The 26,610-nt window shown below is 51.0% G+C and carries 39 protein-coding genes; 12 read left to right on the forward strand and 27 right to left on the reverse strand.

The window, feature by feature from the left end:
- Window positions 1-3 precede the first annotated feature (3 nt).
- From rplO to C8D90_RS21065, 23 genes are all read right to left on the reverse strand, one after another.
- On the reverse strand, window positions 4-438 hold the full coding sequence (gene rplO, locus C8D90_RS20955; RefSeq protein ID WP_115460415.1) for a 50S ribosomal protein L15: 435 nt from the start codon (window positions 436-438) through the stop codon (window positions 4-6).
- Window positions 439-441: 3 nt separating this feature from the next.
- Window positions 442-621 (reverse strand): 50S ribosomal protein L30, encoded by a 180-nt coding sequence (gene rpmD / locus C8D90_RS20960; protein ID WP_103821895.1) that lies wholly within the window; start codon window positions 619-621, stop codon window positions 442-444.
- 6 nt (window positions 622-627) lie between these two features.
- Window positions 628-1,128, reverse strand: coding sequence for a 30S ribosomal protein S5 (gene rpsE, locus C8D90_RS20965; RefSeq protein WP_115460416.1), 501 nt, complete (start codon window positions 1,126-1,128; stop codon window positions 628-630).
- 14 nt (window positions 1,129-1,142) lie between these two features.
- Window positions 1,143-1,496, reverse strand: coding sequence for a 50S ribosomal protein L18 (gene rplR, locus C8D90_RS20970; RefSeq protein ID WP_115460417.1), 354 nt, complete (start codon window positions 1,494-1,496; stop codon window positions 1,143-1,145).
- Window positions 1,497-1,505: 9 nt separating this feature from the next.
- A complete protein-coding gene (gene rplF / locus C8D90_RS20975; protein ID WP_115460418.1) occupies window positions 1,506-2,039 on the reverse strand; it encodes a 50S ribosomal protein L6 in 534 nt (177 codons plus the stop codon).
- 13 nt (window positions 2,040-2,052) lie between these two features.
- Entirely contained in the window at window positions 2,053-2,445 is a 393-nt protein-coding gene (gene rpsH, locus C8D90_RS20980) for a 30S ribosomal protein S8 (protein WP_115460419.1), read from the reverse strand.
- A 33-nt stretch (window positions 2,446-2,478) separates the two neighbouring features.
- Window positions 2,479-2,784: a 30S ribosomal protein S14 gene (gene rpsN, locus C8D90_RS20985; RefSeq protein WP_115460420.1), complete on the reverse strand. Its 306-nt coding sequence runs from the start codon at window positions 2,782-2,784 to the stop codon at window positions 2,479-2,481.
- Between the two features lie 9 nt (window positions 2,785-2,793).
- Window positions 2,794-3,333: a 50S ribosomal protein L5 gene (rplE, locus tag C8D90_RS20990; protein WP_115460421.1), complete on the reverse strand. Its 540-nt coding sequence runs from the start codon at window positions 3,331-3,333 to the stop codon at window positions 2,794-2,796.
- A gap of 14 nt (window positions 3,334-3,347) precedes the next feature.
- Window positions 3,348-3,662, reverse strand: coding sequence for a 50S ribosomal protein L24 (gene rplX, locus C8D90_RS20995; protein ID WP_089552836.1), 315 nt, complete (start codon window positions 3,660-3,662; stop codon window positions 3,348-3,350).
- An 11-nt stretch (window positions 3,663-3,673) separates the two neighbouring features.
- A complete protein-coding gene (gene rplN, locus C8D90_RS21000; protein WP_035344535.1) occupies window positions 3,674-4,045 on the reverse strand; it encodes a 50S ribosomal protein L14 in 372 nt (123 codons plus the stop codon).
- 168 nt (window positions 4,046-4,213) lie between these two features.
- Window positions 4,214-4,468, reverse strand: coding sequence for a 30S ribosomal protein S17 (gene rpsQ, locus C8D90_RS21005; RefSeq protein ID WP_115460422.1), 255 nt, complete (start codon window positions 4,466-4,468; stop codon window positions 4,214-4,216).
- Complete coding sequence (gene rpmC / locus C8D90_RS21010) at window positions 4,468-4,659, reverse strand: 50S ribosomal protein L29 (RefSeq protein WP_115460423.1); 192 nt, start codon at window positions 4,657-4,659, stop codon at window positions 4,468-4,470. Before rpmC ends, rpsQ begins: the two co-directional genes overlap by 1 nt.
- A complete protein-coding gene (gene rplP / locus C8D90_RS21015; protein WP_099140432.1) occupies window positions 4,659-5,069 on the reverse strand; it encodes a 50S ribosomal protein L16 in 411 nt (136 codons plus the stop codon). The genes rpmC and rplP overlap by 1 nt, the downstream gene beginning before the upstream one ends.
- Before the next feature lie 12 nt (window positions 5,070-5,081).
- Window positions 5,082-5,783, reverse strand: coding sequence for a 30S ribosomal protein S3 (gene rpsC, locus C8D90_RS21020; protein ID WP_115460424.1), 702 nt, complete (start codon window positions 5,781-5,783; stop codon window positions 5,082-5,084).
- Window positions 5,784-5,800: 17 nt separating this feature from the next.
- A complete protein-coding gene (rplV, locus tag C8D90_RS21025) occupies window positions 5,801-6,133 on the reverse strand; it encodes a 50S ribosomal protein L22 (protein ID WP_115460425.1) in 333 nt (110 codons plus the stop codon).
- A 14-nt stretch (window positions 6,134-6,147) separates the two neighbouring features.
- Window positions 6,148-6,426, reverse strand: a complete 279-nt coding sequence (gene rpsS / locus C8D90_RS21030) for a 30S ribosomal protein S19 (RefSeq protein WP_115460426.1) — start codon at window positions 6,424-6,426, stop codon at window positions 6,148-6,150.
- Window positions 6,427-6,442: 16 nt separating this feature from the next.
- On the reverse strand, window positions 6,443-7,267 hold the full coding sequence (gene rplB / locus C8D90_RS21035; RefSeq protein ID WP_115460427.1) for a 50S ribosomal protein L2: 825 nt from the start codon (window positions 7,265-7,267) through the stop codon (window positions 6,443-6,445).
- A gap of 19 nt (window positions 7,268-7,286) precedes the next feature.
- Window positions 7,287-7,589, reverse strand: a complete 303-nt coding sequence (rplW, locus tag C8D90_RS21040; RefSeq protein ID WP_115460428.1) for a 50S ribosomal protein L23 — start codon at window positions 7,587-7,589, stop codon at window positions 7,287-7,289.
- Entirely contained in the window at window positions 7,586-8,191 is a 606-nt protein-coding gene (gene rplD / locus C8D90_RS21045) for a 50S ribosomal protein L4 (RefSeq protein ID WP_115460429.1), read from the reverse strand. The genes rplW and rplD overlap by 4 nt, the downstream gene beginning before the upstream one ends.
- 10 nt (window positions 8,192-8,201) lie before the next feature.
- Window positions 8,202-8,831 carry a 50S ribosomal protein L3 gene (gene rplC, locus C8D90_RS21050; RefSeq protein WP_115460430.1) on the reverse strand — a complete coding sequence of 210 codons (630 nt, stop codon included), beginning with the start codon at window positions 8,829-8,831 and terminating at the stop codon, window positions 8,202-8,204.
- Between the two features lie 32 nt (window positions 8,832-8,863).
- Complete coding sequence (gene rpsJ / locus C8D90_RS21055) at window positions 8,864-9,175, reverse strand: 30S ribosomal protein S10 (protein ID WP_001181005.1); 312 nt, start codon at window positions 9,173-9,175, stop codon at window positions 8,864-8,866.
- Window positions 9,176-9,425: 250 nt separating this feature from the next.
- The gene (locus C8D90_RS21060; RefSeq protein WP_115460431.1) at window positions 9,426-9,863 is read right to left on the reverse strand and encodes a hypothetical protein; all 438 of its coding nucleotides are present in this window, start codon (window positions 9,861-9,863) and stop codon (window positions 9,426-9,428) included.
- Window positions 9,860-11,368, reverse strand: a complete 1,509-nt coding sequence (locus C8D90_RS21065; RefSeq protein ID WP_147291393.1) for an AAA family ATPase — start codon at window positions 11,366-11,368, stop codon at window positions 9,860-9,862. Before C8D90_RS21065 ends, C8D90_RS21060 begins: the two co-directional genes overlap by 4 nt.
- A 195-nt stretch (window positions 11,369-11,563) precedes the next feature.
- Between C8D90_RS21065 and C8D90_RS21070 the strand changes: the two genes are divergently transcribed.
- The 12 genes from C8D90_RS21070 to C8D90_RS21125 are packed head-to-tail and all read left to right on the forward strand — an operon-like array spanning window position 11,564 to window position 22,429.
- Window positions 11,564-12,382: a type II secretion system protein N gene (locus tag C8D90_RS21070; RefSeq protein ID WP_162844441.1), complete on the forward strand. Its 819-nt coding sequence runs from the start codon at window positions 11,564-11,566 to the stop codon at window positions 12,380-12,382.
- Entirely contained in the window at window positions 12,379-14,367 is a 1,989-nt protein-coding gene (gene gspD / locus C8D90_RS21075; protein ID WP_115460434.1) for a type II secretion system secretin GspD, read from the forward strand. Before C8D90_RS21070 ends, gspD begins: the two co-directional genes overlap by 4 nt.
- A 13-nt stretch (window positions 14,368-14,380) precedes the next feature.
- Window positions 14,381-15,889 (forward strand): type II secretion system ATPase GspE, encoded by a 1,509-nt coding sequence (gspE, locus tag C8D90_RS21080; protein ID WP_230473073.1) that lies wholly within the window; start codon window positions 14,381-14,383, stop codon window positions 15,887-15,889.
- Entirely contained in the window at window positions 15,886-17,094 is a 1,209-nt protein-coding gene (gspF, locus tag C8D90_RS21085; protein ID WP_115460436.1) for a type II secretion system inner membrane protein GspF, read from the forward strand. Before gspE ends, gspF begins: the two co-directional genes overlap by 4 nt.
- 10 nt (window positions 17,095-17,104) lie before the next feature.
- Window positions 17,105-17,542 carry a type II secretion system major pseudopilin GspG gene (gene gspG / locus C8D90_RS21090; protein ID WP_115460437.1) on the forward strand — a complete coding sequence of 146 codons (438 nt, stop codon included), beginning with the start codon at window positions 17,105-17,107 and terminating at the stop codon, window positions 17,540-17,542.
- A gap of 4 nt (window positions 17,543-17,546) precedes the next feature.
- Window positions 17,547-18,053 carry a type II secretion system minor pseudopilin GspH gene (gene gspH, locus C8D90_RS21095; RefSeq protein WP_162844442.1) on the forward strand — a complete coding sequence of 169 codons (507 nt, stop codon included), beginning with the start codon at window positions 17,547-17,549 and terminating at the stop codon, window positions 18,051-18,053.
- Window positions 18,050-18,427: a type II secretion system minor pseudopilin GspI gene (gene gspI, locus C8D90_RS21100; protein WP_115460439.1), complete on the forward strand. Its 378-nt coding sequence runs from the start codon at window positions 18,050-18,052 to the stop codon at window positions 18,425-18,427. The genes gspH and gspI overlap by 4 nt, the downstream gene beginning before the upstream one ends.
- Window positions 18,411-19,067, forward strand: coding sequence for a type II secretion system minor pseudopilin GspJ (gspJ, locus tag C8D90_RS21105; RefSeq protein WP_115460440.1), 657 nt, complete (start codon window positions 18,411-18,413; stop codon window positions 19,065-19,067). The genes gspI and gspJ overlap by 17 nt, the downstream gene beginning before the upstream one ends.
- Window positions 19,064-20,044: a type II secretion system minor pseudopilin GspK gene (gspK, locus tag C8D90_RS21110; protein ID WP_115460441.1), complete on the forward strand. Its 981-nt coding sequence runs from the start codon at window positions 19,064-19,066 to the stop codon at window positions 20,042-20,044. Before gspJ ends, gspK begins: the two co-directional genes overlap by 4 nt.
- 16 nt (window positions 20,045-20,060) lie before the next feature.
- Window positions 20,061-21,197, forward strand: coding sequence for a type II secretion system protein GspL (gene gspL, locus C8D90_RS21115; protein WP_162844443.1), 1,137 nt, complete (start codon window positions 20,061-20,063; stop codon window positions 21,195-21,197).
- Window positions 21,194-21,658, forward strand: a complete 465-nt coding sequence (gene gspM / locus C8D90_RS21120) for a type II secretion system protein GspM (RefSeq protein ID WP_115460443.1) — start codon at window positions 21,194-21,196, stop codon at window positions 21,656-21,658. The genes gspL and gspM overlap by 4 nt, the downstream gene beginning before the upstream one ends.
- A 3-nt stretch (window positions 21,659-21,661) precedes the next feature.
- A complete protein-coding gene (locus tag C8D90_RS21125; protein ID WP_115460444.1) occupies window positions 21,662-22,429 on the forward strand; it encodes a prepilin peptidase in 768 nt (255 codons plus the stop codon).
- 38 nt (window positions 22,430-22,467) lie between these two features.
- Here C8D90_RS21125 and bfr read toward each other — a convergent pair whose 3' ends face one another.
- The 4 genes from bfr to C8D90_RS21145 form a co-directional block, all read right to left on the reverse strand.
- Window positions 22,468-22,944, reverse strand: coding sequence for a bacterioferritin (gene bfr / locus C8D90_RS21130; protein ID WP_115460445.1), 477 nt, complete (start codon window positions 22,942-22,944; stop codon window positions 22,468-22,470).
- Window positions 22,945-23,010: 66 nt separating this feature from the next.
- Window positions 23,011-23,205 (reverse strand): bacterioferritin-associated ferredoxin, encoded by a 195-nt coding sequence (gene bfd / locus C8D90_RS21135; protein ID WP_115460446.1) that lies wholly within the window; start codon window positions 23,203-23,205, stop codon window positions 23,011-23,013.
- 174 nt (window positions 23,206-23,379) lie between these two features.
- Window positions 23,380-25,809 (reverse strand): glycosyl hydrolase family 18 protein, encoded by a 2,430-nt coding sequence (locus tag C8D90_RS21140; protein ID WP_115460447.1) that lies wholly within the window; start codon window positions 25,807-25,809, stop codon window positions 23,380-23,382.
- A gap of 592 nt (window positions 25,810-26,401) precedes the next feature.
- Window positions 26,402-26,610, reverse strand: a 209-nt coding sequence (locus C8D90_RS21145; protein WP_456236434.1) for an EF-Tu C-terminal domain-related protein, incomplete at its 5' end; no start/stop codon positions are given.

A 26,610-nucleotide genomic window follows, 5' to 3' on the forward strand; every position in this document is an offset into this window, starting at 1 on the left:
TACTTATTCCTCAATTTTACCGCCAGCAGCTTCGATAGCAGCGCGAGCACCTTTGGTCACACGCAGGCCACGAACGGTCACAGCGCGATTGATTTCGCCAGACAGCATGATCTTAGCAAATTCAATCTGCGGGCCGATTACGTTAGCTGCTTTCAGCGCGTTCAGGTCGATAACGTCGCCTTCCATGCGGGCCAGGTCAGACAGACGAATTTCTGCCGTAACCATTGCCTTGCGGGAGGTGAAGCCGAATTTCGGCAGACGACGATATAACGGCATCTGGCCGCCTTCAAAACCACGACGTACGCCACCGCCAGAACGAGACTTCTGACCTTTGTGACCACGGCCGCCGGTTTTACCCAGGCCAGAACCGATACCACGACCCAGACGCTTGGAAGCGTGCTTGGACCCTTCGGCCGGAGACAGAGTATTTAAACGCATCTCTTACTCCTCAACTTTAACCATGAATGAAATCGCGTTAACCATACCGCGAACAGCAGGAGTATCCTCGCGCTCTACGGTGTGGCCAATACGACGCAGACCCAGGCCAAGCAGCGTTGCCTTATGCTTCGGCAAACGACCGATCGCACTGCGGGTTTGAGTAATTTTAATAGTCTTTGCCATGGTCTGTTACCCCAGAATTTCTTCGACGGTTTTACCACGCTTGGCAGCGACCATTTCCGGGGATTTCATGCTGGCCAGGCCATCGATAGTCGCACGAACCACGTTGATCGGGTTGGTGGAACCATATGCCTTAGCCAGAACGTTATGTACCCCAGCGACTTCCAGGACGGCGCGCATTGCACCACCGGCGATGATACCGGTACCTTCGGAAGCCGGCTGCATGAATACGCGGGAACCCGTGTGAGCACCTTTAACCGGGTGCTGCAGAGTACCGCTGTTCAGCGCGACGTTCATCATGTTGCGACGGGCTTTTTCCATCGCTTTCTGGATCGCTGCCGGAACTTCACGCGCTTTACCGTAACCAAAACCAACGCGACCGTTACCATCGCCTACTACAGTCAGAGCTGTGAAGGAGAAAATACGACCACCCTTAACGGTTTTAGATACGCGATTTACCGCGATCAGCTTTTCCTGCAGTTCGCCAGCTTGTTTTTCGATGTGAGCCATCTTACACCTCTACCTTAGAACTGAAGGCCAGCTTCACGGGCAGCATCTGCCAGTGCCTGGACACGACCATGATATTGGAAACCAGAGCGATCAAAAGAAACGTCTTTGATGCCTTTTTCCAGAGCACGCTCGGCAATAGCTTTACCTACTGCGGCAGCGGCGTCTTTGTTTCCGGTGTATTTCAGCTGTTCACTGATTGCTTTTTCTACAGTAGAAGCGGCAACCAGAATTTCAGAACCATTCGGTGCAATTACCTGTGCGTAAATATGACGCGGGGTACGATGTACCACCAGGCGAGTAGCACCCAGCTCTTTGAGCTTGCGGCGTGCGCGGGTCGCACGACGGATACGAGCAGATTTCTTATCCATAGTGTTACCTTACTTCTTCTTAGCCTCTTTGGTACGCACGACTTCGTCGGCGTAACGAACACCTTTGCCTTTGTAAGGCTCAGGACGACGGTAAGCGCGCAGGTTAGCCGCAACTTGACCGATCAGCTGCTTATCAGCGCCTTTCAGCACGATTTCAGTCTGAGACGGACATTCAGCGGTGATGCCTGCCGGCAGTTCGTGATCGATCGGGTGAGAGAAACCCAGAGACAGGTTTACTACATTACCTTTGACCGCGGCACGATAACCAACACCTACCAGTTGAAGCTTTTTGGTGAAGCCTTCGGTAACACCGATCACCATTGCGTTCAGCAGCGCACGCGTGGTACCCGCCTGGGCCCATGCGTTCACAAAGCCTTCGCGCGGAGCAAAGGTCAATGCGTTTTCAGCATGCTTCACTTCAACAGCTTCATGGATAGTGCGAGACAGCTCGCCATTTTTACCTTTAATCGTAACTACCTGACCGTTGAGTTTTACCTCTACGCCGGCAGGAACGACGACGGGTGCTTTAGCAACACGAGACATTCTTTCCTCCGGATTAAGCTACGTAGCAGATAATCTCGCCACCCAGACCAGCCTGGCGAGCTGCACGATCAGTCATAACACCTTTAGAGGTAGAAACAACTGCGATACCCAGACCGGCCATAACTTTCGGCAGCTCATCTTTTTTCTTATAGATGCGCAGACCAGGGCGGCTGATACGCTGAATGCTTTCTACCACCGGCTTGCCCTGGAAGTACTTCAGTACCAGTTCCAGAACAGGCTTGGTGTCGCCTTCAATCTTGAATTCTTCAATAAAACCTTCTTCCTTCAGCACGTTGGCAATTGCCACTTTCAGCTTGGAGGAAGGCATGGTGACCGCAACTTTGTTCGCGGCCTGACCGTTACGGATACGGGTCAGCATATCCGCGATCGGATCTTGCATGCTCATCTGTCTTTACTCCCGTGATTCAATTGGTGACAATTACCAGCTAGCCTTCTTCAGACCCGGGATTTCACCGCGCATAGCGGCTTCACGGACCTTAATACGGCTCAACCCGAACTTACGCAGGAAAGCGTGCGGACGGCCAGTTTGGCGGCAGCGGTTACGCTGACGGCTCGGGCTGGAATCACGCGGCAGAGTCTGCAGCTTAAGAACAGCGTTCCAACGATCTTCGTCAGAAGCATTCGTATCAGAGATGATCGCTTTCAGTTCAACGCGTTTAGCAAAGAACTTATCAGCTAATTTCACGCGCTTAACTTCACGCGCTTTCATGGATTGCTTAGCCATTAGTAACCCTTACTTGCGGAACGGGAAGTTGAACGCGGTCAGCAGCGCACGACCTTCTTCATCGGAATTCGCTGTGGTGGTAATGGTAATATCCAAACCACGTACGCGATCGACTTTGTCATAGTCGATTTCCGGGAAAATGATCTGCTCACGCACACCCATGCTGTAGTTACCACGACCGTCAAAGGACTTAGCGGACAGGCCACGGAAGTCACGGACACGCGGTACAGCAATAGAAATCAGACGCTCAAAGAACTCCCACATGCGTTCGCCACGCAGAGTTACTTTACAGCCGATCGGATAGCCCTGGCGGATTTTGAAGCCTGCAACAGATTTGCGTGCTTTGGTGATCAACGGCTTTTGACCGGAGATTGCTGCCAGATCAGCTGCTGCGTTATCCAGCAGTTTCTTGTCAGCGATCGCTTCACCAACACCCATGTTCAGGGTGATCTTCTCGACCCGAGGGACTTGCATGACAGAATGGTAGCCAAACTGAGTCATCAGCTGTTTGACTACTTCGTCTTTGTAGTAATCATGCAGTTTCGCCATCGTACTACTCCAAATTACTTAATAGTTTCGCTGTTAGATTTGAAGAAACGGACTTTTTTGCCGTCTTCAAACCGGAAGCCTACACGGTCAGCCTTGCCGGTAGCCGCATTGAAGATTGCAACGTTAGAAACCTGAATAGCGGCTTCTTTTTCAACGATGCCACCCGGTTGGTTCAGGGCCGGAACCGGCTTCTGATGTTTTTTAACCAGGTTGATACCTTCAACAATGACCTTACCAGAAGACAGGACACTCTTAACTTTACCGCGCTTGCCTTTATCTTTGCCGGTCAGCACGATAACTTCGTCATCACGACGGATTTTCGCTGCCATGGATTCGCTCCTTAAAGTACTTCTGGTGCCAGGGAGATAATTTTCATGAACTTCTCAGAACGAAGCTCACGAGTTACCGGCCCAAAAATACGCGTACCGATCGGCTGCTCACTGTTGTTGTTCAACAGTACACAAGCATTGCCGTCGAAGCGAACGACAGAACCGTCAGGGCGACGAACACCCTTCCTGGTGCGCACCACCACCGCCTTCAGCACATCGCCTTTCTTCACCTTACCACGCGGAATTGCTTCCTTGATGGTGATCTTGATGATGTCGCCGACGCCTGCGTAGCGACGGTGCGAGCCACCCAGAACCTTGATACACATTACGCGACGTGCACCGGAGTTGTCGGCGACGTTCAGCATAGTCTGTTCTTGGATCATTTCAGTGCTCCGCTAATGTCAACTACTACTTCATGACCCGGAATGGGTCGTTAAAATACCCCCACAATTAAGGGCGCAGCATTATAACACCGCATCCAGATTATGGGTAGAAAAAATAAACGGCCCAGTAGCTGAGCCGTTTATCTTATTTTGAAAGCGCTTACTGTATTACAGAATCGCTTTCTCTACAACGCGAACCAGCGTCCAGGACTTGGTCTTGGACAGCGGACGGCATTCGCTGATTTCTACAACGTCGCCGATACCGCATTCATTGTTCTCGTCGTGTACGTGCATTTTGGTCGTACGCTTGATGAATTTACCGTAAATCGGGTGCTTCACCATACGCTCGATCGCAACAACGATGGATTTCTCCATTTTGTTGCTGACTACGCGACCTTGCAGAGTACGGATATTATCAGTCATTACGCACCCGCCTTCTCAGTCAGTAAAGTCTTAACGCGTGCGACGTTACGACGCACTTGCTTCAACAGGTGAGATTGTTGCAGCTGGCCGCTTGCGGCCTGCATGCGCAGGTTGAACTGTTCGCGCAGCAGGTTCAACAGCTCGGCGTTCAGCTCTTCAACGCTTTTCTCACGCAGCTCTTTTGCTTTCATTACATCACCGTCTTAGTTACAAAGGTGGTTTTGATCGGCAGTTTCGCTGCTGCCAGCTTGAAGGCCTCACGGGCCAGCTCTTCAGGCACGCCATCCATTTCGTACAGGACTTTACCCGGCTGAATCAAGGCAACCCAATACTCCACGTTACCTTTACCTTTACCCATACGAACTTCCAGCGGCTTCTCGGTGATCGGCTTGTCCGGGAACACACGGATCCAGATCTTACCCTGACGCTTAACCGCACGAGTCATCGCACGACGCGCTGCTTCGATTTGGCGAGCAGTCAGACGGCCACGGCCAACAGCTTTCAGACCGAAAGTGCCGAAGCTCACATCCGCACCGGCAGCCAGGCCACGGTTACGGCCTTTGTGCACTTTACGGAATTTTGTACGCTTTGGTTGTAACATCAGCGACTCTCCTTACTTACGGCCTTTACGCTGCTGCTTTTTCGGTTGAGCAGCCGGTTTTTCCGGTTGTTCAACAGCAGCCATACCACCCAGGATCTCACCTTTGAAGATCCATACCTTAACGCCGATTACACCGTAAGTGGTGTGCGCTTCAGAGGTGTTGTAGTCGATGTCCGCACGCAGCGTGTGCAACGGAACGCGACCTTCACGGTACCATTCGGTACGTGCGATCTCGGCGCCGCCCAGGCGGCCACTGACTTCAACTTTAATACCTTTAGCGCCCAGACGCATGGCGTTCTGTACCGCACGCTTCATAGCACGACGGAACATCACACGACGCTCCAGCTGAGAAGTGATGCTGTCAGCAACCAGTTTAGCGTCCAGTTCCGGCTTACGAACTTCGGCGATGTTGATTTGCGCCGGCACGCCCGCGATGTCCGCGACGACCTTACGCAGTTTTTCTACGTCTTCGCCTTTCTTACCGATAACGATACCCGGGCGAGCAGTGTGAATGGTCACACGGATGCTCTTGGCCGGACGCTCGATAACGATGCGAGAAACAGACGCTTTTTCCAGTTCCTTGTTCAGGTACTGGCGAACTTTAAAATCGCTGTCCAGGTTGTCAGCGAATTCTTTAGTATTCGCGTACCAGGTAGAGTTCCAAGGTTTGACAATACCCAGGCGAATACCATTAGGATGTACTTTCTGACCCATTGCTAGTCTCCAGAGTCTCAGCGATCGGACACAACCACAGTAATGTGGCTGGTGCGCTTCAGGATGCGATCCGCACGACCTTTTGCACGCGGCATAATGCGCTTCATGCTCGGGCCTTCGTCGACGAAAATCTTCGCAACTTTCAGATCATCGATGTCAGCGCCATCGTTGTGCTCTGCGTTAGCAATAGCAGACTCAAGTACCTTCTTAACCAGACCAGCAGCTTTCTTGTTGGTGTAGGTCAGAATTTCCAGAGCTTGCGACACTTTCTTACCGCGAACGAGGTCAGCCACCAGGCGAACCTTCTGAGCAGAAGAACGAGCATGGCGATGTTTAGCGATAGTTTCCATCTCTTCCTCCTACCTTATTTCTTCTTGGCTTTTTTATCAGCCGCGTGGCCGCGATAAGTACGAGTCGGCGCGAATTCACCCAGTTTGTGACCGACCATTTCATCGGCGACAAAAACAGGAACGTGCTGACGACCATTATGGACAGCGATGGTCAAACCGATCATGTTGGGAAAGATCGTTGAACGACGGGACCAAGTCTTAATAGGCTTCTTGTCTCCGCTTTCCACCGCTTTCTCTACCTTCTTCAGCAAGTGCAGGTCAATAAAAGGACCTTTCTTGAGAGAACGTGGCATGGCTTATCCTCTAAAATTATTTTTTGCTACGGCGACGTACGATGAATTTATCAGTACGCTTGTTGCTGCGAGTCTTCTTACCTTTGGTCTGAATGCCCCACGGCGTTACCGGGTGCTTACCAAAGTTACGACCTTCACCACCACCATGCGGGTGATCCACCGGGTTCATGGCAGTACCACGAACGGTCGGACGAATACCACGCCAGCGGCTTGCACCAGCTTTACCCAGTACGCGCAGCATATGCTCAGAGTTGCCTACTTCGCCCAGCGTTGCACGGCAGTCAGAAGGCACCTTGCGCATTTCGCCGGAGCGCAGACGCAGGGTGACATAAGAGCCTTCACGAGCAACGATCTGTACGTAAGTACCGGCTGAACGAGCCAGCTGACCGCCTTTACCCGGCTTCATTTCCACGTTATGAACGGTGGAACCAACCGGAATATTGCGCATCGGCAGGGAGTTGCCCGGTTTGATGGCAGCATCAACGCCAGACTGAATCTGGTCGCCAGCTTTCAGGCCTTTCGGGGCCAGGATGTAACGACGCTCGCCGTCTTTGTACAGAACCAGCGCGATATTCGCGGAACGGTTCGGATCGTACTCCAGACGCTCTACAACAGCCGGGATACCATCTTTGTTGCGTTTGAAGTCAACCAGACGATAGTGCTGTTTGTGACCACCACCGATGTGACGGGTAGTGATGCGGCCATTGTTGTTACGGCCACCGCTTTTGCTGTTCTTTTCCAGCAACGGGGCATACGGCTTGCCCTTGTGCAGCTCAGGGTTAACCACTTTAACAACGTGGCGACGACCCGGAGATGTCGGTTTACACTTAACAATTGCCATTGTTCTTTACTCCTCCGACTTACTCTGCGCCGCCGATGAAGTCCAGATTCTGGCCTTCCTTCAGGGTGACGTAAGCTTTTTTCCAGTCGCTGCGACGACCAACACGCTGACCGTGACGCTTCACTTTCCCTTTAACAACCAGGGTGCGAACCGTGTCAACTTCGACTTCAAACAGTTTGGTAACTGCGGCTTTGATTTCTGCCTTAGTCGCGTCTTTGGCAACTTTGAGAACGATGGTGTTGCTTTTTTCCATCGCCATAGACGCTTTTTCAGAAACGTGCGGCGCGCGCAGTACTTTCAGCAGACGTTCTTCACGGATCATGCCAGCATCTCCTCAACTTGCTTCACAGCATCAGCAGTCATAACGACTTTGTCGAAGGCGATCAGGCTGACCGGATCGATGCCCGTTACGTCGCGTACGTCAACCTTGTACAGGTTGCGCGCAGCCAGGAACAGGTTCTCGTCGACTTCGCCGGTTACGATCAGCACGTCGTCCAGAGCCATTTCTTTCAGTTTCTGTGCCAGCAGCTTGGTTTTCGGCGCTTCTACAGAGAACTTCTCGACAACGATCAGACGATCTTGACGTACCAGTTCGGACAGGATGCTTTTCAGCGCGCCGCGGTACATCTTTTTGTTAACTTTTTGACTGTGGTCCTGCGGCTTCGCAGCGAAGGTCACGCCACCAGAACGCCAGATCGGGCTCTTGATAGAACCTGAACGCGCACGGCCGGTACCTTTCTGGCGCCACGGCTTTTTGCCGGAACCAGTGATTTCAGCACGGGTCTTCTGAGCACGGGAACCCTGACGGGCGCCTGCTGCATAAGCAACAACAACCTGGTGTACCAGCGCTTCGTTGAAATCACGACCGAAGGTAGTTTCGGAAACAGTCAGCGCGCCTTGCGCGTCTTTCATTACTAATTCCATTGCTATCTCCTCACGCCTTCACAGCCGGTTTAACGATCAGGTTGCTACCGGTCGCACCCGGGACAGCACCTTTAACCAGCAGCAGGTTGCGCTCAGCGTCAACACGTACTACGTCCAGGCTCTGAACGGTTACGCGCTCGTTACCCAGCTGACCTGACATCTTCTTGCCTTTGAATACTTTGCCCGGAGTCTGGTTCTGACCGATAGAACCCGGAACGCGGTGAGACAAGGAGTTACCGTGAGTCGCATCCTGAGTGCGGAAGTTCCAGCGCTTAACCGTGCCGGCAAAACCTTTACCCTTGGAAGTACCCGTAACGTCAACTTTCTTAACGTCAGCGAAAATTTCAACGCTAATGCTCTGACCTACGGTGAACTCTTCGCCTTCAGACAGACGGAATTCACGCAGGATGCGACCAGCTTCAACGCCAGCCTTAGCAAAATGACCTGCTTCAGGCTTAGTTACGCGGTTTGCTTTTTTAGCACCGGTGGTAACCTGAATAGCACGGTAACCGTCGTTGGCCAGATCTTTAACCTGGGTAACGCGGTTTGCTTCAATTTCGATAACGGTTACAGGGATAGAAACGCCGTCTTCAGTGAAGATACGGGTCATACCCACTTTTTTACCGACTAAACCAATCATTGTTTCAACCTCTCAATCGTTCAATGACCTGATTAACCCAGGCTGATCTGCACGTCTACACCGGCAGCCAGATCCAGACGCATCAGAGCATCAACGGTTTTCTCGGTTGGCTCAACGATGTCAACCAGACGCTTGTGAGTGCGAATCTCGTACTGATCGCGCGCGTCTTTGTTAACGTGCGGAGAGATCAGAACAGTAAAGCGCTCTTTGCGGGTCGGCAGCGGGATCGGACCACGAACTTGCGCACCAGTGCGCTTGGCAGTCTCAACGATTTCCGCGGTTGATTGATCGATCAGGCGATGATCAAACGCTTTCAGGCGGATACGGATTCTTTGGTTCTGCATGAGACCAGAGCTCCAATTATTTATAGACGAAAATGATTACTCCTCGTACCCATTACGATTGATGGGAGAGTGTAATCGTTCTTGCATAGTTCCCCGATTGGGAACATTGTTTGGCAGTAAATTGCACTGCCGGGGTTCATAAGAACCAGCCGTCAATTACGACAAGCCCGCGTATTATACGGATAGAAACCCAGGATGCAAGCGGGATGGGATAAAAAGTAGCCATTTACCGCCCGGCCACCCTGATCTATCAATACGACGTCTTTTCGCTCATGCGCAGCGCCTCTCTGACGCGTTGCCGCAGTACATCATCTGTTCCGCTTACGGGCGCGGGCTCTTCAGCGATATTCGCTGAGGCGTCCTCTTCCGGAGCGGGGAGTTCTTCATCTGGATCGCTCGCCACATCAGCTTGTGGTAGCGGCTGCTTTTTGGCGATGTACTGCTGCGGCGACAGATAATAATCAGGCCGGGCGGCCTCTTGTTGTTGCCCAGCGGGAGGCGGCGAGTAGCGCAGCCACAAATGCCGGGCATAGAAACCTGCTATATAAAGGGAAGAAAACCAAACCGCCCACAGCATAATGACGACCAGCCAGCGCAACGGTGTTCTTCGGATTCGGAAACCGCGTCCGGCCTTTCCGGAGGGGAATCCATACTCTTTTGCATACGACTCGGCGAAAATCCTGATCATCGCGGCTTCTCCGGATTAGCCGGGTTTTCTGCCTGCGCCGACGGCTCCAACGTGAGTTTCGGGCTTTCACCCAACACCTGCATCAATCGGATGAGCGTCATCCTCCCTGCGATACCGTCCGCAGGAAGATGATGGCTGGCCTGAAATGACTTAAGCTTTTCGGCCAGTATCGGTTGCCAGCGGTCCACAGGCGTTGCCGGTATATTCATTGCTTTGCTGAGCATGGCATCAAGCCATATGATATGCCCCACATCACTTTTCCGCCCAATGTGCGTCGCGCCATCCGGCGCCGTCTTCCACAAAATTGTGTTTTGCCCGTGCCACACTTGCTCAAACCAGTGCCGCTTAACCGTCCATATCCGCTGGTTTATCAGTAAATCCAGCTCATCAGGCGAAGCGCTCATGACTACGGCGAAAAGCGGACGTTTATCGCCTTCCAGACGGGCAATCCATGGCAGGCCTTGTTTCGATAATTGTTCAAGCGTGTTTTCGCCGCTATGGCAAATCAGCCCGGCCCGCACGGCCTGATCGCACCAGGCTTCATCGCGCGTCACTTCATATCCCCAGGCAGAAAACAGCCCCTGCATCGAGCTCCGTTCGTCGGAGAGCTGGTCGGTGATTTTCGGCGGTGATGCCTTTTTTGCGATAGCCGGGGGATTCCCGCTTATCCAGTGCGGCACCGGAACCGGCAGCCGCCAAATGCCGGTCAGCATCCATCCCAGTGCAAATGCGCAGACGGCATACCCCGCCATCAGAGCGAGCGTCCGCCGCGCTGCCGGGAAAGCATATTGAACGTTCTCCACGACCGCTGCCGTTAGCCGGCGCACATCCTTCTTTTCAGCATCTTCATGAGAGAAATAACGTTGGAACCCCTTCGCGGCAACGGCCATAAAACGCAGATTCCCCCGCGACAGCTGCGCAACCTTCGCAACCATTCTTTGTTTTTCCGCCGATACGTGTGTTCCCGGTACGGCAGGGAGTCGCTCATCATCATACGTCGCGGGCGACGGCATTCTGATCCAGGAGGGGCACAACTTACGCATTTTCTTCCGGTCACTCATGCTGTTGTCCCCCACCAGCAGCAGCGTGGGTTTTTGAGGGTGATATATTGCAGCCTGGTAAAATAGATCGATAAACCGTTCTATTTCCGCAAGATCGTGAGCATTATCAATCACGATTAAACAGCTGCGTTCGCCACAAGGTATTTTGCCCAAGACGTCATGCCAGAATGCGGATAATGAGCAGGTATCTCCCATTTGCATATTCAGCGAATTACCACCGCAGGCATTCATCAACATGCTATGGTCCTTTTTCCCCCGCAAAGCGATAAAGGTTACCGCATTACCGTCAAACTCAGCGGCAATACGCTGCGCCAACGTTGATTTTCCACACCCGGGATTTCCCGACAGAACAATTATGCTTGCGGGTTTTAATTCCTGCTGTAAATAGTTTTCAATAAACTCATGTGTAAACACTGGAAATACCATATAGATAATACATCTCACCGCAATAATGCCGCAAACACATAATCAATAATAATAACTCTGAAATACACTATTTCATACATCGATAGGCATGAGTTTCTTTAATGGAAAAATGTAATCGAGAAAATATTCAAGCTGAGATATCATACCTGCAACTTGCACATTAGCAATCTCGATAATAATATGATGTCCCTTTTGAGGGTTTAATTAAATATTGTGTTAGATAACCTTGTTTCATTTCTGCTGGCACAGAGAGTCAGAGCCATTGCTTTGGTTATTGTACTGCTGAGCATTAGCTTAATTATTTATTGCGCCAATACTCTAATTATAGATATAAGCCAAAATAATATTGAAAATGATATTAATAATATATATCCGCAGCAGAAATTGATTCTGCCATTGAGCAGAGTGACTAACGCCCCCGCACAGCGAAAGGAAACCCATGTAGTGACCAAGAGTGCTCAAGTCATCAATATACAAGTGACCGGAATCATCTACAGTAACGAGGTGAAAGGTTCCAGGGCTATCTTGAAAAACGAGCGCAGCCAGCGCAGTTATGCGACAGAAGAACCAATTGAGGGGTACGAGAATGTCTTCCTGCAAAAAATCGATCCTGATAAGGTTACGGTTAATAATAATGGTCAGCTACAGATACTTGCATTGACGGAGAAAAAGAGCAGTACGTCTTCATCCGATGAAAGCCTAATTCAACCCAATAGCGAGAATCAATCCATTAGTTTAGAAAATTATATTTTCCCTGCCATTGTGTATTCGGAGAGTCATATCCCGAATGGCATTCGGTTAAATAATAAAGTCTCCCCAGCCGTATTTCGCGCCGCAGGGCTTATACCGGGAGACATCGCAATAAAGATTAATAATCATATAATTGAAAATATTGAGCAAGCCAATGAAGCACTTAACGAAATAAAGCAGCTCAGAACAATTGAATTCACACTATTAAGAAATGGGCAACCCATTCTGGCAACGGTATCAGCGCAGGACTTTATAAATAACACGGACGCTAAAAAACAATGAAAAGATTAAGGAGGATTATATGTTACCTGACGCTATTATCATTAATATATACCTGCTACGCCAGTGCCGGCCAATATACAGCAAACTTTAAAGATGCGGATATTCGTGAGTTTATCGATACGATAAGCCACAACATCGGCAAGACCATCCTTATCGACCCTTCCGTTCAGGGAACGATCTCGGTCCGCAGCTACGACACATTTGACGATGCCGGGTACTACCAATTTTTTCTGAGCGTGCTGGATATATACGGTTTTTCCGTCACTACGCTTGATAACGGTTTGCTTAAAGTGGTGCGTTCAGCCGCATTGAAAAACGCGCCGGGGCTTCTCGGCAACGCCGAACGTCCGGGTAAGGGCGACGAAATCGTTACCCGCGTCGTTACGCTTCAGTATGTGCCGGCAAAAGATTTGGCTCCCCTGCTACGTCAAATGACCGAAGGGAGTTCCGTTGGGAATGTGGTTCATTATGAAGCGGCCAACGCATTAATGCTGACGGGCAAAGCCTCGCTGGTTAACCGCCTGCTGGAGATCGTTCGCAAAGTCGACGTCATGGGCGATCAACAGCGCCAGCTTATCCCGCTGCATTATGCATCAGCGACCGAGCTGGCCGAAGTCCTCTCAAACCTCATCCGCGAAGAAACACGCGACAAAACCACCCAGTGGTTAATGCCTAAAGTCGTCGCCGATAAACGCACCAATACGCTGATCATCAGCGGCCCGCAACACGTTCGCCAACGCCTCGCCAACCTGGTGGCAAGTCTCGATAAAGAGCAGGAGAATCAAGGTAATACCAGCGTATTTTATCTCAAGTATGCGAAGGCGAACAAACTCGTCGAAGTGCTGACCGGCGTATCTGAGAAACTCGCGGGCGATAAAGAAGGCAATGTACAGGCGCTGCCAACCGCCAGCTCCAATATTTCCATCACTGCCGACGAGCAAACCAACTCCCTGGTCATTACCGCCGAACCCAATGAAATCCAGCAACTGGGCAAAATTATCGCCAAGCTGGACATCCGCCGTGCTCAGGTTCTGGTGGAGGCTATCATCGTTGAAGTTCAGGATGGTCGCGGAATGAACCTGGGCGTGCAATGGATTAACAGGAACGTTGGCATGCAGCAATTCACTGGCACAAATCTCCCGGTATTTAACGCAGCAGCAGGTAAAAAGCAGTACGACCAATCTGGTTCGCTCAGTACAGACAACCCGGTTTACAACGCACTCAGCAATTTTAACGGACTGGCGGCCGGGTTCTTCGACGGCGATTGGGGAGTGCTGTTGAGCGCGCTTTCCTCCAACAGTAAAAACGATATTCTTTCCACCCCCAGCATCGTTACGCTGGACAATAAAGAAGCCTCATTCAACGTAGGGCAGGATGTTCCGGTTTTATCCGGCTCACAGACGACCTCCGGCGACAACGTGTTTAACACCGTTGAGCGCAAAACCATCGGCACCAAGCTGAAGGTCACTCCGCAAATTAATGAAGGCGATGCGGTACTGATGGAGATCGAGCAGGAAGTCTCCAGCGTTGACACATCCAGCGGTACATCATCTTCACTCGGCCCTACCTTCAATACCCGAACGATCCAAAACGCCGTGCTGGTTAAGAGCGGGGAAACCGTGGTGCTGGGCGGCCTGATTGACGACTCGACGAAGGAGCAAGTCTCCAAGGTGCCTCTGCTGGGAGACATCCCGTTAATCGGCCAGCTATTTCGCTATACCGCCACCGATAAGGCCAAGCGCAACCTGATGGTTTTCATTCGGCCAACCATTGTCCGCGATGATGATGTTTATCGCTCTATTTCAGGGGAGAAATACTCGCGCTACAGAGCGTTGCAAAAAGAGCGGCTGGACAAGAAAAGCCCGGGGATTATCAGCGTCGGCGAAGAACCCGTGCTGGATGAGCTTAACTTCCCCCCCGCTGAAAAAGCCACGCAACCGGAAACATCCCCCTCTTCCGCGCCGCGTAATCCGTTTCATGGCTGAAAGAATGAGTGAAATGGAAATCACAGATGCAATAAAGCCGCTACCCCGCCCGCTCATCACCTGGGCACAAGCGCAGAAGCTTGGCTTTTTTATCACCGATGACGGCATCATCTACCGGGATGACGCCTCGCTGGAGGCAATGCTGGAAGCGCTGCGCCTTTCACCGGACGCGGTTCTTCTTTCCCGTCTGAACGCTTCACAGTTTGAAGAGTATCTCGAAAAAGCGTTTCAACGATCGGGCGAGGAGTCACAGCAAATCGCTCAGGACATGGATCAGGATGTCGACTTAATGTCGCTCACCGAAGAGATCCCGGATAACGAAGATCTGCTTTCGGATGACAACAGCGCCCCGGTTATCCGGCTCATCAACGCCATACTCAGCGAGGCGGTAAAAGAAAACGCCTCCGATATCCATATCGAAACATTTGAACGCTCCCTGAGCATCCGCTTTCGCACTGACGGTGTATTGCGCCCGGTATTGCAGCCGGGGCGGAAACTGGCGCCGCTCCTGTTGTCGCGTATCAAAGTCATGGCCAGGCTGGACATCGCGGAAAAACGGTTGCCGCAGGACGGTCGCATTACGCTCCGGCTGGGGAGACGTAATATCGACGTCCGGGTCTCAACGTTACCCTCGCAGCACGGGGAACGCGCGGTCCTGCGCCTATTAGATAAAAACAACCTGACGTTAACACTGGATAAGCTTGGTATGTCCGCTCAGGATTTCCGCCGTCTTGATCAGGTCATCCGCCAGCCACACGGGATCATTCTCGTTACCGGCCCCACCGGTTCGGGAAAGAGCACCACGCTTTATGCAATCCTGTCGGCGCTTAACAGCCCTGAGCGCAACATACTTACCGTTGAAGATCCCGTAGAGTATGAACTGGAAGGGATAGGCCAGACGCAGGTTAACACGCGGGTAGATATGTCTTTCGCCCGTGGGCTGCGCGCGATTCTGCGCCAGGACCCTGACGTAGTGATGGTGGGTGAAATCCGCGATAACGAAACCGCACAGATCGCCGTTCAGGCATCCCTGACCGGCCACCTGGTTTTATCAACGTTACATACCAACAGCGCCGCCGGGGCAATTACGCGTTTGCGCGACATGGCGGTCGAGCCGTTCCTGCTCTCTTCATCGCTGATCGGCGTGCTGACGCAGCGCCTTGTTCGCCGCCTGTGTCCGTCATGCCGTAAGCCGTCACCGCTTTTACCCCAGCATGCTGCGTTGTTTGCCGGCTTCCAACCTAAACCCGACCACATATGGACGGCAACGGGATGTGCGGACTGTCGTCACTCCGGTTATCAGGGGCGGCTCGCGATATATGAGTTGATGATCGTGGATCACGGCATGCGCACCGCCATCCATGACAATGCCAGTGAACAAGATATCGCCCTCGCCTTCCGCCAGCAGAGCCGGACGCTGTTGGAAAACGGCTTGCTACAAGTCCTGGCCGGGGAAACCTCTCTGGAGGAAGTCATCCGGGTAACCGCACAGCACGGCGGTACACAGGAAGGTGAACAATGATGTTCTCATGGCAGGCTCTGGACGCACAGGGGCAACGCCGGCGCGGCACCCTGGAGGCCGACACGCCACGTCAGGCACGCCAGCTATTGAGAGAGCAGGGGCTGACGCCCCAATCGCTGGCACCGAAAAGAAATGCCGCCGCACTGCCGTTCTCCTCAACCTCACGCATAAAAATCAGCAGTGCGGACCTCGCTTTGGTGACGCGTCAGCTCGCCACCCTCACCGCAGCGGCCTTACCTCTGGAGGAGGTATTGGCGGTTATCGCCCGCCAGTGCCAAAACCGTAAACTCACCCGCATTCTGCAACAAATACGCGAAAAAGTTCTGGCCGGTCATTCGCTGGCGGATGCGCTTCTGAGCTGGCCGCGCATTTTTGATCCCATTTATCGCACGCTGGTGAAAGCCGGAGAAAAAAGCGGACGGCTGGGGTTTGTTCTGGAAAAACTCGCCGATTACAACGAGATCCGCCAGCAAATGCGCGCGAAGTTCACGCAGGCGCTGATTTACCCGGTAATGCTGAGCACCATCGCTGTTGCCGTCGTGATTATTTTACTGACGACCGTGGTTCCTAAAGTCACAGAACAGTTCATTCATATGAAACAACAACTGCCTGTAACGACCCGGACCTTATTGGCGATCAGCAACGGGCTGCAAACCTGGGGGCCATGGCTGCTTATGGCATTAATCATGGCGTTCATCACCCTGACCCTCTGGTTGCGCCGCCCCGGCAACCGCCATCGCTTTCACCGTTTTTTATTAACGCTGCGCCTGTGCCGCGGCCTGATAAGCGCGATTAACGGCGCGCGCTATCTCCGCACCCTGAGCATCCTGCAATCCAGCGGCGTTCCTCTGTTGGACGCTATGAATATCGCGACGGAAGGGATCATCAATCTGGAGGTCCACCATCGCCTGCTCACCGCCGCCGAGCACGTACGCCAGGGTAACAGTTTTCATCTAGCCCTGGAAAACAGCGGGCTATTCCCACCCATGATGCTTTACATGATCGCAACCGGCGAAAAAAGCGGTCAGCTCGGTGAGTTGATGGCTCGTGCAGCGGATAACCAGGACACCCTGCTGCAAAACCGTCTTTCTCTGGCGCTGGCGCTCTTCGAGCCTGCGCTGATTATCACAATGGCTGCGGTGGTGCTGTTCATTGTCGCCTCCGTATTACAGCCAATTCTTCAGTTAAATACGCTTGTCAGTTAAGGAAATACATATGGAATTACACAGGGAAAAGCAGCAGGGTTTTACATTGCTCGAACTGATGGTTGTCATCGTCATTCTTGGCATACTCGCCAGCCTGGTCGTTCCCAACCTGATGGGAAATAAAGAGCGCGCAGACAGGCAAAAAGCCGTCAGCGATATCGTAGCGCTGGAGAACGCACTGGATATGTACAAACTCGACAATCATCGTTATCCCACCACCGAGCAGGGGCTGGAGGCGCTGGTGACAAAGCCGGTCAGTAATCCGGTTCCCGCCAATTACAATGCTGAAGGCTATATCAAACGCTTACCCACCGACCCCTGGGGCAATGAGTATGTGCTGGTCAACCCGGGAGAACATGGCTCCTACGATCTGATTGCCTCCGGCCCGGACGGCGAGACCGGCACCGCCGATGACGTCAATAACTGGGAACTGGACAAGAAGAAGTGAAGCCATGAAGAAAACGAGCGGATTTACCTTACTGGAAATTATGCTGGTTTTGGTTGTATTGGCCGCCAGCACCTCGTTGATCATCTCGGCGGGGGGAAATCGGCAAGGAGCGCTCAGCAAGGCTTCCCTGCAAACGGAACGCCTTGACGAGCTGATGCAGTACGCATCGGACTGGTCCGTCATGCGGGGGCAACCGCTGGGCCTGAGTATTACGCAGCACAGTTGGCAGTTACTGGAATCCGTACAGTCACGCTGGCGCCCTTTTTCGGAGAAGAGCCGTCTGCCATCAAACGGTAATTGGGACAGTAACTGGAATATCATGCTACTGCCGCAAGTGATGATGGATAAAGACGACCCGCACCCTCATCCCCAGATACTCATTTTGCCGAACGGTGAGATCACACCTTTCTCATTGTATATCACGGACAAGGAGTCACAACGGGAGCTGGCTTCTCTGTCCAGCAATGGGTTCTTACCGCTGGCTCACGATAACGGAGTCAGCCTGAAGTGAAATCGCGTCAGGAGGGTATGACATTACTTGAGGTTTTGCTGGCGTTGGTTATTTTTGCCGTAGCCTCGCTGGCATTAATGAACAGCTTCAACGGCATGTTGAATGGTCAGGAAAATCTTCGCCAGCGAACGCTGGCTTTATGGGTCGCCGATAATGCATTAACGGAATCCTGTCTTTACGGGAAAAGACTTCCGGCACAAGGCGTCACCGCCCTGGCCGGCGATGAGTGGCCCTGGGTGAGCGACATCATCAAAGATGAAGACGGTATGTTCTCCCTGCAACGCATCCGCGTCAGCACCGGAAACGGCCAGATGGTGGAGCTCCATGGTTTAGCGCCTTTTGTACAGGACAAGGGTCATGCCGCGACACCCTGAAGCACAACATGGCTTTACGCTGCTGGAAGTGCTGCTCGCCATCACGGTTTTCGCCATGTTAAGCCTGATGAGCTGGCTGGTACTCTCCGGCGTGCTGCGGGCGAATGAGAAAAGTCAGCAGATTACCCATAGTTTCAATCAATTACAGCGCGCCATACTCCTATTAACCAATGATGTAGACGGCTTTGTCCCACGGCAATCCCGGTCACAAAACGCCATTTTATCCCTCGACGCCAATTCGCTCATGTTTACCTCACGCAACTGGAGCGACAGGTTGCCTACCTGCTGTGCGCCAGGCATTCAGACCCTCCGCTGGTATCTCAAAGACGGCGCCCTGTTTCGTGCAATCCATTATTACCCGGATAATACGAAAGAAAGCGCGTCCGCTTTAATCCTTGAAGACATCGACTCGATAACCTTCCGTTATTTCCTGAACGAATGGCGCAACATAAATAAGCAGGGCAAAACGGCCTTCACACATTCATCGCCACTGCCGACCGGACTGGAAGTGACGCTAACCCTCAAAAATAAACAGACAATCACCCGCCGCTTTCCACTTCCCGGCCCATGGCCGACGGTTCTGCCGGCCGATGACACCGCCGCCGCCACGCTCACGAATCCGGAGGTAAAGCCGCAATGAAACAGGAAGGCTTTGCATTACTCGTGGTTTTAATGTTTCTCGGCATCATGTCTGCGCTGGCGGTAAACATGACGACCCGCTTCCAGACAAACCTGAAACGCACGGAATTCCAGGGCGAGGACTTACAGCATCAATGGCTGTTTCGTCTGGCGGAAGAACGCGCATTGGCGATTTTGCGCCAATCACTGGAAGACAGTCCAAAGCTGACATCCCGGGAACAATTTTGGGCTCAGCCTCAGTCGCTAGAAATTGATGAACGCACTCGTCTCACCTGGCAACTGTACAGCGGGCAGGACTGTTATAACCTCAACGCGCTGGCGAATGTGCCTACCGATAGCCAGAAAGAAGAGCCTTATAGCGTCGCCGTCTTCCGTGCCATTTTGGCACAAGCCGGCGTGGAGGGGCTTAACGCTGATGCACTGATTGATGCGATTGCGGACTATATCGACAAAGACAACATCCGGCGCCGCGACGGTGCGGAAGATGATGATTACAGCGATAAACCCATGCGGTTTGTTGCCAATCAGCCGCTGTTCACGGTAAGTGAAATCCGCTCAATTAAAGGCATGAGCGCCACGCTTTATAACAAACTTTTGCCCTGGCTGTGCGTGCAGGAAAATACGGTTCTGCAAATCAACGTGAGCTTTTTAACGCCCAACAAAGCCCCCCTCGTAGCCGCACTCTTCCTCAACAAATTGAGTACCGACGATGCCCGCAAAGTATTACTCAATGCGCCGGAATTCGGGTGGAGTGCTCCGGAACAACTATTAACGGCCACGGATCGGGCCTATCCGCACCTCAAAGACGCCGTTAACGTCGCCAAAGGAGGGCTAACTTCCCAAAGTGATTATTTTGTGTTGATAAGCCGCATCTCACGGGATGACAAAATATTCACGCGCAGGAGTGACCTCTTTTATCAACGGAAAAGTCGTGAGCTATGGGTGTATTCACACCAGCGAGTGTTCAACGATGAGTAAGGCAGGAATACATTTTATGCAGCAAACAACGCTGGTTATCCGCCCGGAAACGCCAACCTGTCCCGTAACAGAATGGTGTCTGTCGGGTCAGTTATATCAATCCTCCGGAGCCGATGCGCTACGGCAGATTGGCTTACTCAGCGGCGCTGATAATGCCTGCCTGCTGCTGCCGGTTGATGGCCTTATTTACCGCCGGTGCAGCATTCCCCCTCAGAAATTCAATGCATCATCGCAGGCCATCGCCTGGTTGGTGGAAGACAGCGTAATTGGCGACAGCGAGGATATTCACTGGACGATGACGCAGCGCCATGACGAATATGCAGATGTCGTCGGAGTGGATAAACAGCGTTTACGCACCCTGCTTGAAGACTGCCGGCATGCTGGCATATCGGTAAAGGCCGTCGTCCCGGATGGTCTTTACCTTCCTGTTATCGAAGCAGGATGGTCTGCACTCCGCCTGAACGAACACTGGCTGGTCCGCCATTCAGACTATCAATGGAGCATGATAAATGACACCGCATTGCACCCGCTGTTTGAGCATTTCTCCCCACCACAATTAGTCTGCTACAGTCCCCCATCGTCTGCATTCGCTGCCGAGTATCGCGACTGGCGCTCCCCCCTGGCATTCTATAACGAGCGCTTCTCCGCTCCGCCCCTTAATCTGCTGCATGGCGAATTCCGCGTAAAAATACCTGCCTTAGGTATTCCCCCGACCTGGCGGAAAGGGATTATCAGCATTGCCACATTCGCTTTATTTTCATTTTTTCTCACCCAGACCATCGTCGTCTGGCAGCAGTACTCGCAAAAACAGCAGTTGACGACCTCATTACGGAATACATGGCAAAGCTACTTTCCCGGCGACAAACGGCAGGGGAACTATCGTTTTTTCTTCCGCCAAAAAGTAAAGCAACCAGCCCCCGATGCGCTAATCCGTTTAAAGCAAATAGAAAAGCTTCTTCAGCAAGTTCCCGGCTTACAGGTTGCCCGTTTTTCCAGCAATAAAGAGACGGGAGAACTGCATTTAACGCTCCGTGCCGACAGCAAACAGTCCATCGATCAGTTTCTGGAAATCAGCCGGGATCAGTTGCATCTCTCTCTCGCCCAGCCCGCGCAGGGGGATGTTTACCACTTACAAAGCGAGAAGAACACATGAAGCAATGGTGGCAAAGCAAAAACCAACGGGAACAACGCGGATTGATGTTATTGGCTTGCTTCTCGCTGATCGTCATCGTCTGGTACGGCATATTTACGCCTTTGACCCATCTCACGACTAACCTACGTCAGGAAAACAAGAAACTCAGCAAAGAGCGGCAATGGCTGAATGAACAGGCCGCGTTGGCAGGCATTATTGCAGTGAAGCCATCTAATGTAACGCTGGAAGAAAGCGTCATACAATCCGGCAAAAAAGCCGGGCTGGTATTACAGGTTAAAACATCGGAACAAAAGTCCGCGCTCGTCACCCTTGAAGCGCTCCCTTTGTCGCAGCTGACTCAGTGGCTTGAAAAGCTTAAAGCCGATGACGGGATCTATCCCGTTGAGCTGCGCTTTGATGCAAGCGGCGCAGGTAAACAGTATGTCGATGTCGTGATATTGCGCCTGAAGAAAGCAGAGTGAATTATGCTATTAAGTGAACAATGGATTGCCTGGATGGGGTTATTGGGGCTGCTTACCGGAAGCTTGATGAACGTTGTGGTGTACCGGCTACCCCGCATGATTATGGAGGAAAACGCCGGGCTGTCGCTATGGTGGCCTGGTTCTCATTGCACGACCTGCCAACACTCACTCGCCTGGTATGACAATGTCCCGTTATTCAGTTGGTTGTCACTGAAAGGCCGTTGCCGCTATTGCCATGCTGCGATTAGCTGGCGCTATCCGGCAACAGAACTCTTTACAATGCTGGGGTTCGCCGCAATCGCCGTTGCCTTCCCGCCGGGCCTGCCCGCGTTTGGATTAGCCTGCTTTTTTTGGTTCGGATACGCACTCAGTCTGATTGACCTGAAGACTATGCTGCTTCCCGATATGCTGACATTACCGTTACTGTGGTTGGGGCTGCTATACCATAGCCTGAGCAATACGCTGCCGCTGCCGGACGTCATATACGGCGCCGTGGCGGGCTATCTGAGCTTATGGGCGGTTTACCATATTTTTCGTCTGCTGACGCGGCGCGAAGGGTTAGGATACGGCGATTTTAAACTGCTGGCGGCCTGCGGCGCATGGTGCGGGTGGCAGAGCCTCCCGCTGATTTTGGTTATCGCGTCATTAACCGGCATAGTACTGACGTTATGTCATGCCCGCCACGCAGGCATACATCAACAACCTGTCCCTTTTGGCCCGCCCCTGGCTATCGCAGGTTTTATCCTGCTTTGCCGGCTGATGCTCCACTAACAAGACAAAAGGCAGAGCCATGACACTCTGCCCATCGTTTACTCTTCTTCCCGGATCTGTGCCTGAAGGTAGTTCTGAATTCCCATTTTCTGGATCAGATCGAGCTCAGTCTCCAACCAGTCAATATGCCGCTCTTCATCGGCTAAAATATTTATCAGCATGTCCCGGCTTACATAATCATGAGCTGAATCGGCATAAGCGATGGCTTTGCGAAGATCTTTCGCCCCCTCCAGTTCCAGGTTCAGATCGGAACGCAGCATTTCCTCAACGTCTTCACCGATGTTCAGCTTGCCTAAATCCTGAAGGTTTGGGATCCCCTCAAGGAACAAGATGCGCTCAATATACTGATCGGCATGCTTCATCTCGTCGATCGACTCGTGGTATTCCACATCATTGAGCCGCTTTAGTCCCCAGTTTTTAAACATCCGGGCATGCAGGAAATATTGATTGATTGCAATAAGTTCGTTTCCCAACAACTTGTTGAGATGATTTATTATCTTAGCATCACCTTTCATTATGACTTCCTCCGCTTCCACTCTCTAAAAAGCTTAGAAGGCATACGGGTGAAGTCAAAGCAAGGCTCAGGCTGTTTCTTTAAATTCGGAGGTGTGTAACATTTCGTCGTGCATCACTTCACGGGCGGCACGGACACACTTACCACATTGGTTTCCCAAAGGAATAAGTTTGCACAGTTGGCGAAAAGTCTGAGGATGGTGTTGGCGCACCACCTGGCGAATTATTTTGTCACTGATACCGTTACAAAGGCAGACGTACATAGCTACTATCACTCAAGCCCGGCTCGCTATCACTAATGATAATCATTAGCATCCAATGGGTTTATGTTAGCTCACATCGATACTTACTACAAAGTCTCCTGCTAAAATATTCCGGATAATTTTAAATAAGGCTCCTTTGCCGATCCGGCAGGGAGCCTGTAAACGCGAGGAGGCTTATCTACTTACATTCACTTCTTTAAATATCTGTGACTGGTCACTATCATCGCACTTCTTCAACGTGACGTATGCGTTTGCAGCAGTACCCGCAGACATGCAGTATTTATCTCCACTAACCAGGCTGACAAATTTACCATCCTCATACTGCCACTTCATGCCTTGGTAGTTTGATAAGCAATTACCTAAAACAACAGGGTATCCGGTTTGAAGATTGCTCGCCGGGACATTGAAACACGATGTCACTCCCCGCTTAGAAACCCGCTTCATGAAATGCGAGCCATCTGATGTAAGCGTGATCTTTTGCCCAATGTTGCCATCACACGTTGCCGTTGCTGACGTGCCCGGGTATTTGGTGTTTTCGTCAATGCACTTCCCGTTTGATGCTGACTGATAGAATCCCGTATTAAATACATCTGTTTTAGAGAATACCTGAGCGCCATTGCCACTGTCGCATGTCGAAGCCACTAACCCATTATTATCAGTAACGGAAATGCATTTTTTCTGGCCATTAACGTTATTTACGAAACGGTTATTTTCAACATACCACTGCTGCGCTTTTGGCGCGCTCTCACTGGATGGCTGAGCACAGAATGTTGTTCTAATCACGTTCTGATCAGTAACCGTAAGACACGTCGAGCCGCTGCTTCCAACTTTTATCTCATTGAAAGAGGTACCACTGAGCAATTGATCGCTAACGTTACTGCAGGCCGCGGTTTCAGGCTGATTCGAGACTACATGGCTGTAAAGAACCTTAATACACAGGTTATTTCTGCCGGATTTGTAAACCCCGGCTTGCATAGATAACGCAGGATTATCATCCCCGCCCTCACCATCCGGCATTTCGCTTCCCTTCAGCGTACCGACAATGCTACCCAGCTCATAATCTGAAGTATCGCCGCTCAGATCCCAGATAATGGCGCCACCAAAACCCTGCTGATTAAGGTAGTTAACTTTAGCCTGGATAGATTCAGGATCATCATAAGTCAGGAATTCTTTAGTCGCCGGATTATAAAGATAAGGAACTTTAGACTCATTGTCCCAATAGCGAACATATTTACCGCTCGCCAGTTTGGTTTTCAGATCATAGTAAGGGTTGGTGCCGGTGTACTGATCGGTATCATCCCAGGCACCATGTACAGTTGCCGAACCTTTCGCAAACAGACCGGGCAGCCCTTTGACGATTATCGTCGGCTCAACATCGCCCCAGCCGCGTCCGTAGTACGGAATCCCCATCATCAGCTTGCTCTTCGGCACTCCCCAGGTTTCGCTGTATTCATTCATGGCGGAGGCAACGTTCAATAACGGATCGCTGTCTTTGCTATTGGCAAATAACGGCGCATTGTGGCCGGTAATCGGGTCGAACGCACCGTGAATATCGTAAGCCATGACATTGACGCTATCCAGCAGCCCGGCGGTCACCGACGGGTTGATATACTGAATGTTATTGTGATTGGTGGTCACAGCCGCAGAGAGTTGATAGTACTTATCTTGTGATTTACCCAACGTATCCAGTTTGCTGCGCAGCGTTTGAATCAGTTGAGTGAACTGCGCTTTTTCCGCATTGGTATCCGGGTATTCCCAATCAATATCAATCCCATCAAATCCGTACTGCTGCATGAAGCTAATCATGTTATCTGCAAGTGTATTAATACCTGCGGTCGTTGCGGTTGCCGCTTCAAAAACGCCTTGCTCGGAATTATTCCAGCCACCAAACGAAATCATAAAGGTAACGCCATTTGCTTCAGACATTTTCTCCAGGTCTGGCAGCGTTCCTTTAGTCAAAGCCGCATTGGTATCCTGAATACTAATTTCACCGGTATTGCTGACAATGCCAAATCCATAGTTCAGGTGCGTCAACCGAGAGAAATCAACTTTGTTTGCCGTAAAGTTATTATGTGCATCATAGACGCCCCACTCCGGGAAATAACCGATAACCTTACGCTGGTTTGCAACTTTTGTTTTTTCGCTGTTTTGGAAATCCGTCGCTTTTTGACCTGACCACGGCGTAAAGTTGAATGTGGCCAGCGTATTTATTTCTATTTTTCCCGCCTGTACCCAGGGATCGCCTTGCCCGGGAACATTACTGCCGTCAGCATACCATTTGTTCGTCCAGTAATAGCCATTATAGCGAACGGTATCAACGCCATCTTCAGTAGAGTAAGCAATATTAGGGTCCCAATCTACGGCCTTAATCGCCATATCATCTTTCACAGCCACGGCAATGGTTACTTTGCCAGGGAAACTATTCTGCGAGGCATCAGAATAAGCCACCCACGTACTTCCATTATTTTTAGAAAGCATCTGGGATGTATTTAATCCTGAAATGGTATTGGTATCATCATTCATCGTAAGAGTTGCGGATGAAGCAGAGAATGACATAATCAACCCAGCCAGAACCATTACTGATGTAACTTTATTTAATCTCATATTTATATCCATTATAATTCCAACCCAATCGTTAATAACCCTATGGCTACTAACGCCCTTGCTTACAACAAACCAACCCTATATAAAGACGGCGAAATACCGTTTATGAGCATGAATATGCGATGATATTTAGGCAACAGATTAATTCTTGAATGAATTTATCAGAGACAATAATATTTACCGAAAAAACACACACATTTAAAATATAATCAATGATGCATTACTCATGAGGAAATGAAACTATTACATCATGAGAATGATAACGAAATTAATAATGCGCATAGTAATTCAATAAAAAATAAAACGCCAACACATTAATACAAGGTTTTTAAAAAAACGTAATAACCACCGATAAATAATAAAAACAATACGATTAAAAACCGAAAAACATACAGGTAAGAAATAAAATTAATAAAAGGAAAGATGATCTTTAGCTGGAAGCATTACGAAGAATAAGATGAGATTATAGAAGGGATAAATAATATAATTTTCTTTCTTGGTAACTAATGAATGTTTATGTAGAAGTAACAGCACTAATATACCAAAAAGAAAAAGGGCGCCCTGAAGGCGCCCTTTCAACAATATAAAACTATTATGCCATTACTTTAGCAACAACGCCCGCGCCAACGGTACGGCCGCCTTCGCGGATTGCGAAACGCAGACCATCGTCCATCGCGATCGGAGCGATCAGGGTAACAACCATTTTGATGTTGTCGCCCGGCATTACCATCTCTACGCCTTCCGGCAGTTCGATGTTGCCAGTCACGTCAGTCGTACGGAAGTAGAACTGCGGACGGTAGC

The organism is Enterobacillus tribolii (genome assembly GCF_003363015.1).
Lineage (GTDB): Bacteria > Pseudomonadota > Gammaproteobacteria > Enterobacterales > Enterobacteriaceae > Enterobacillus > Enterobacillus tribolii.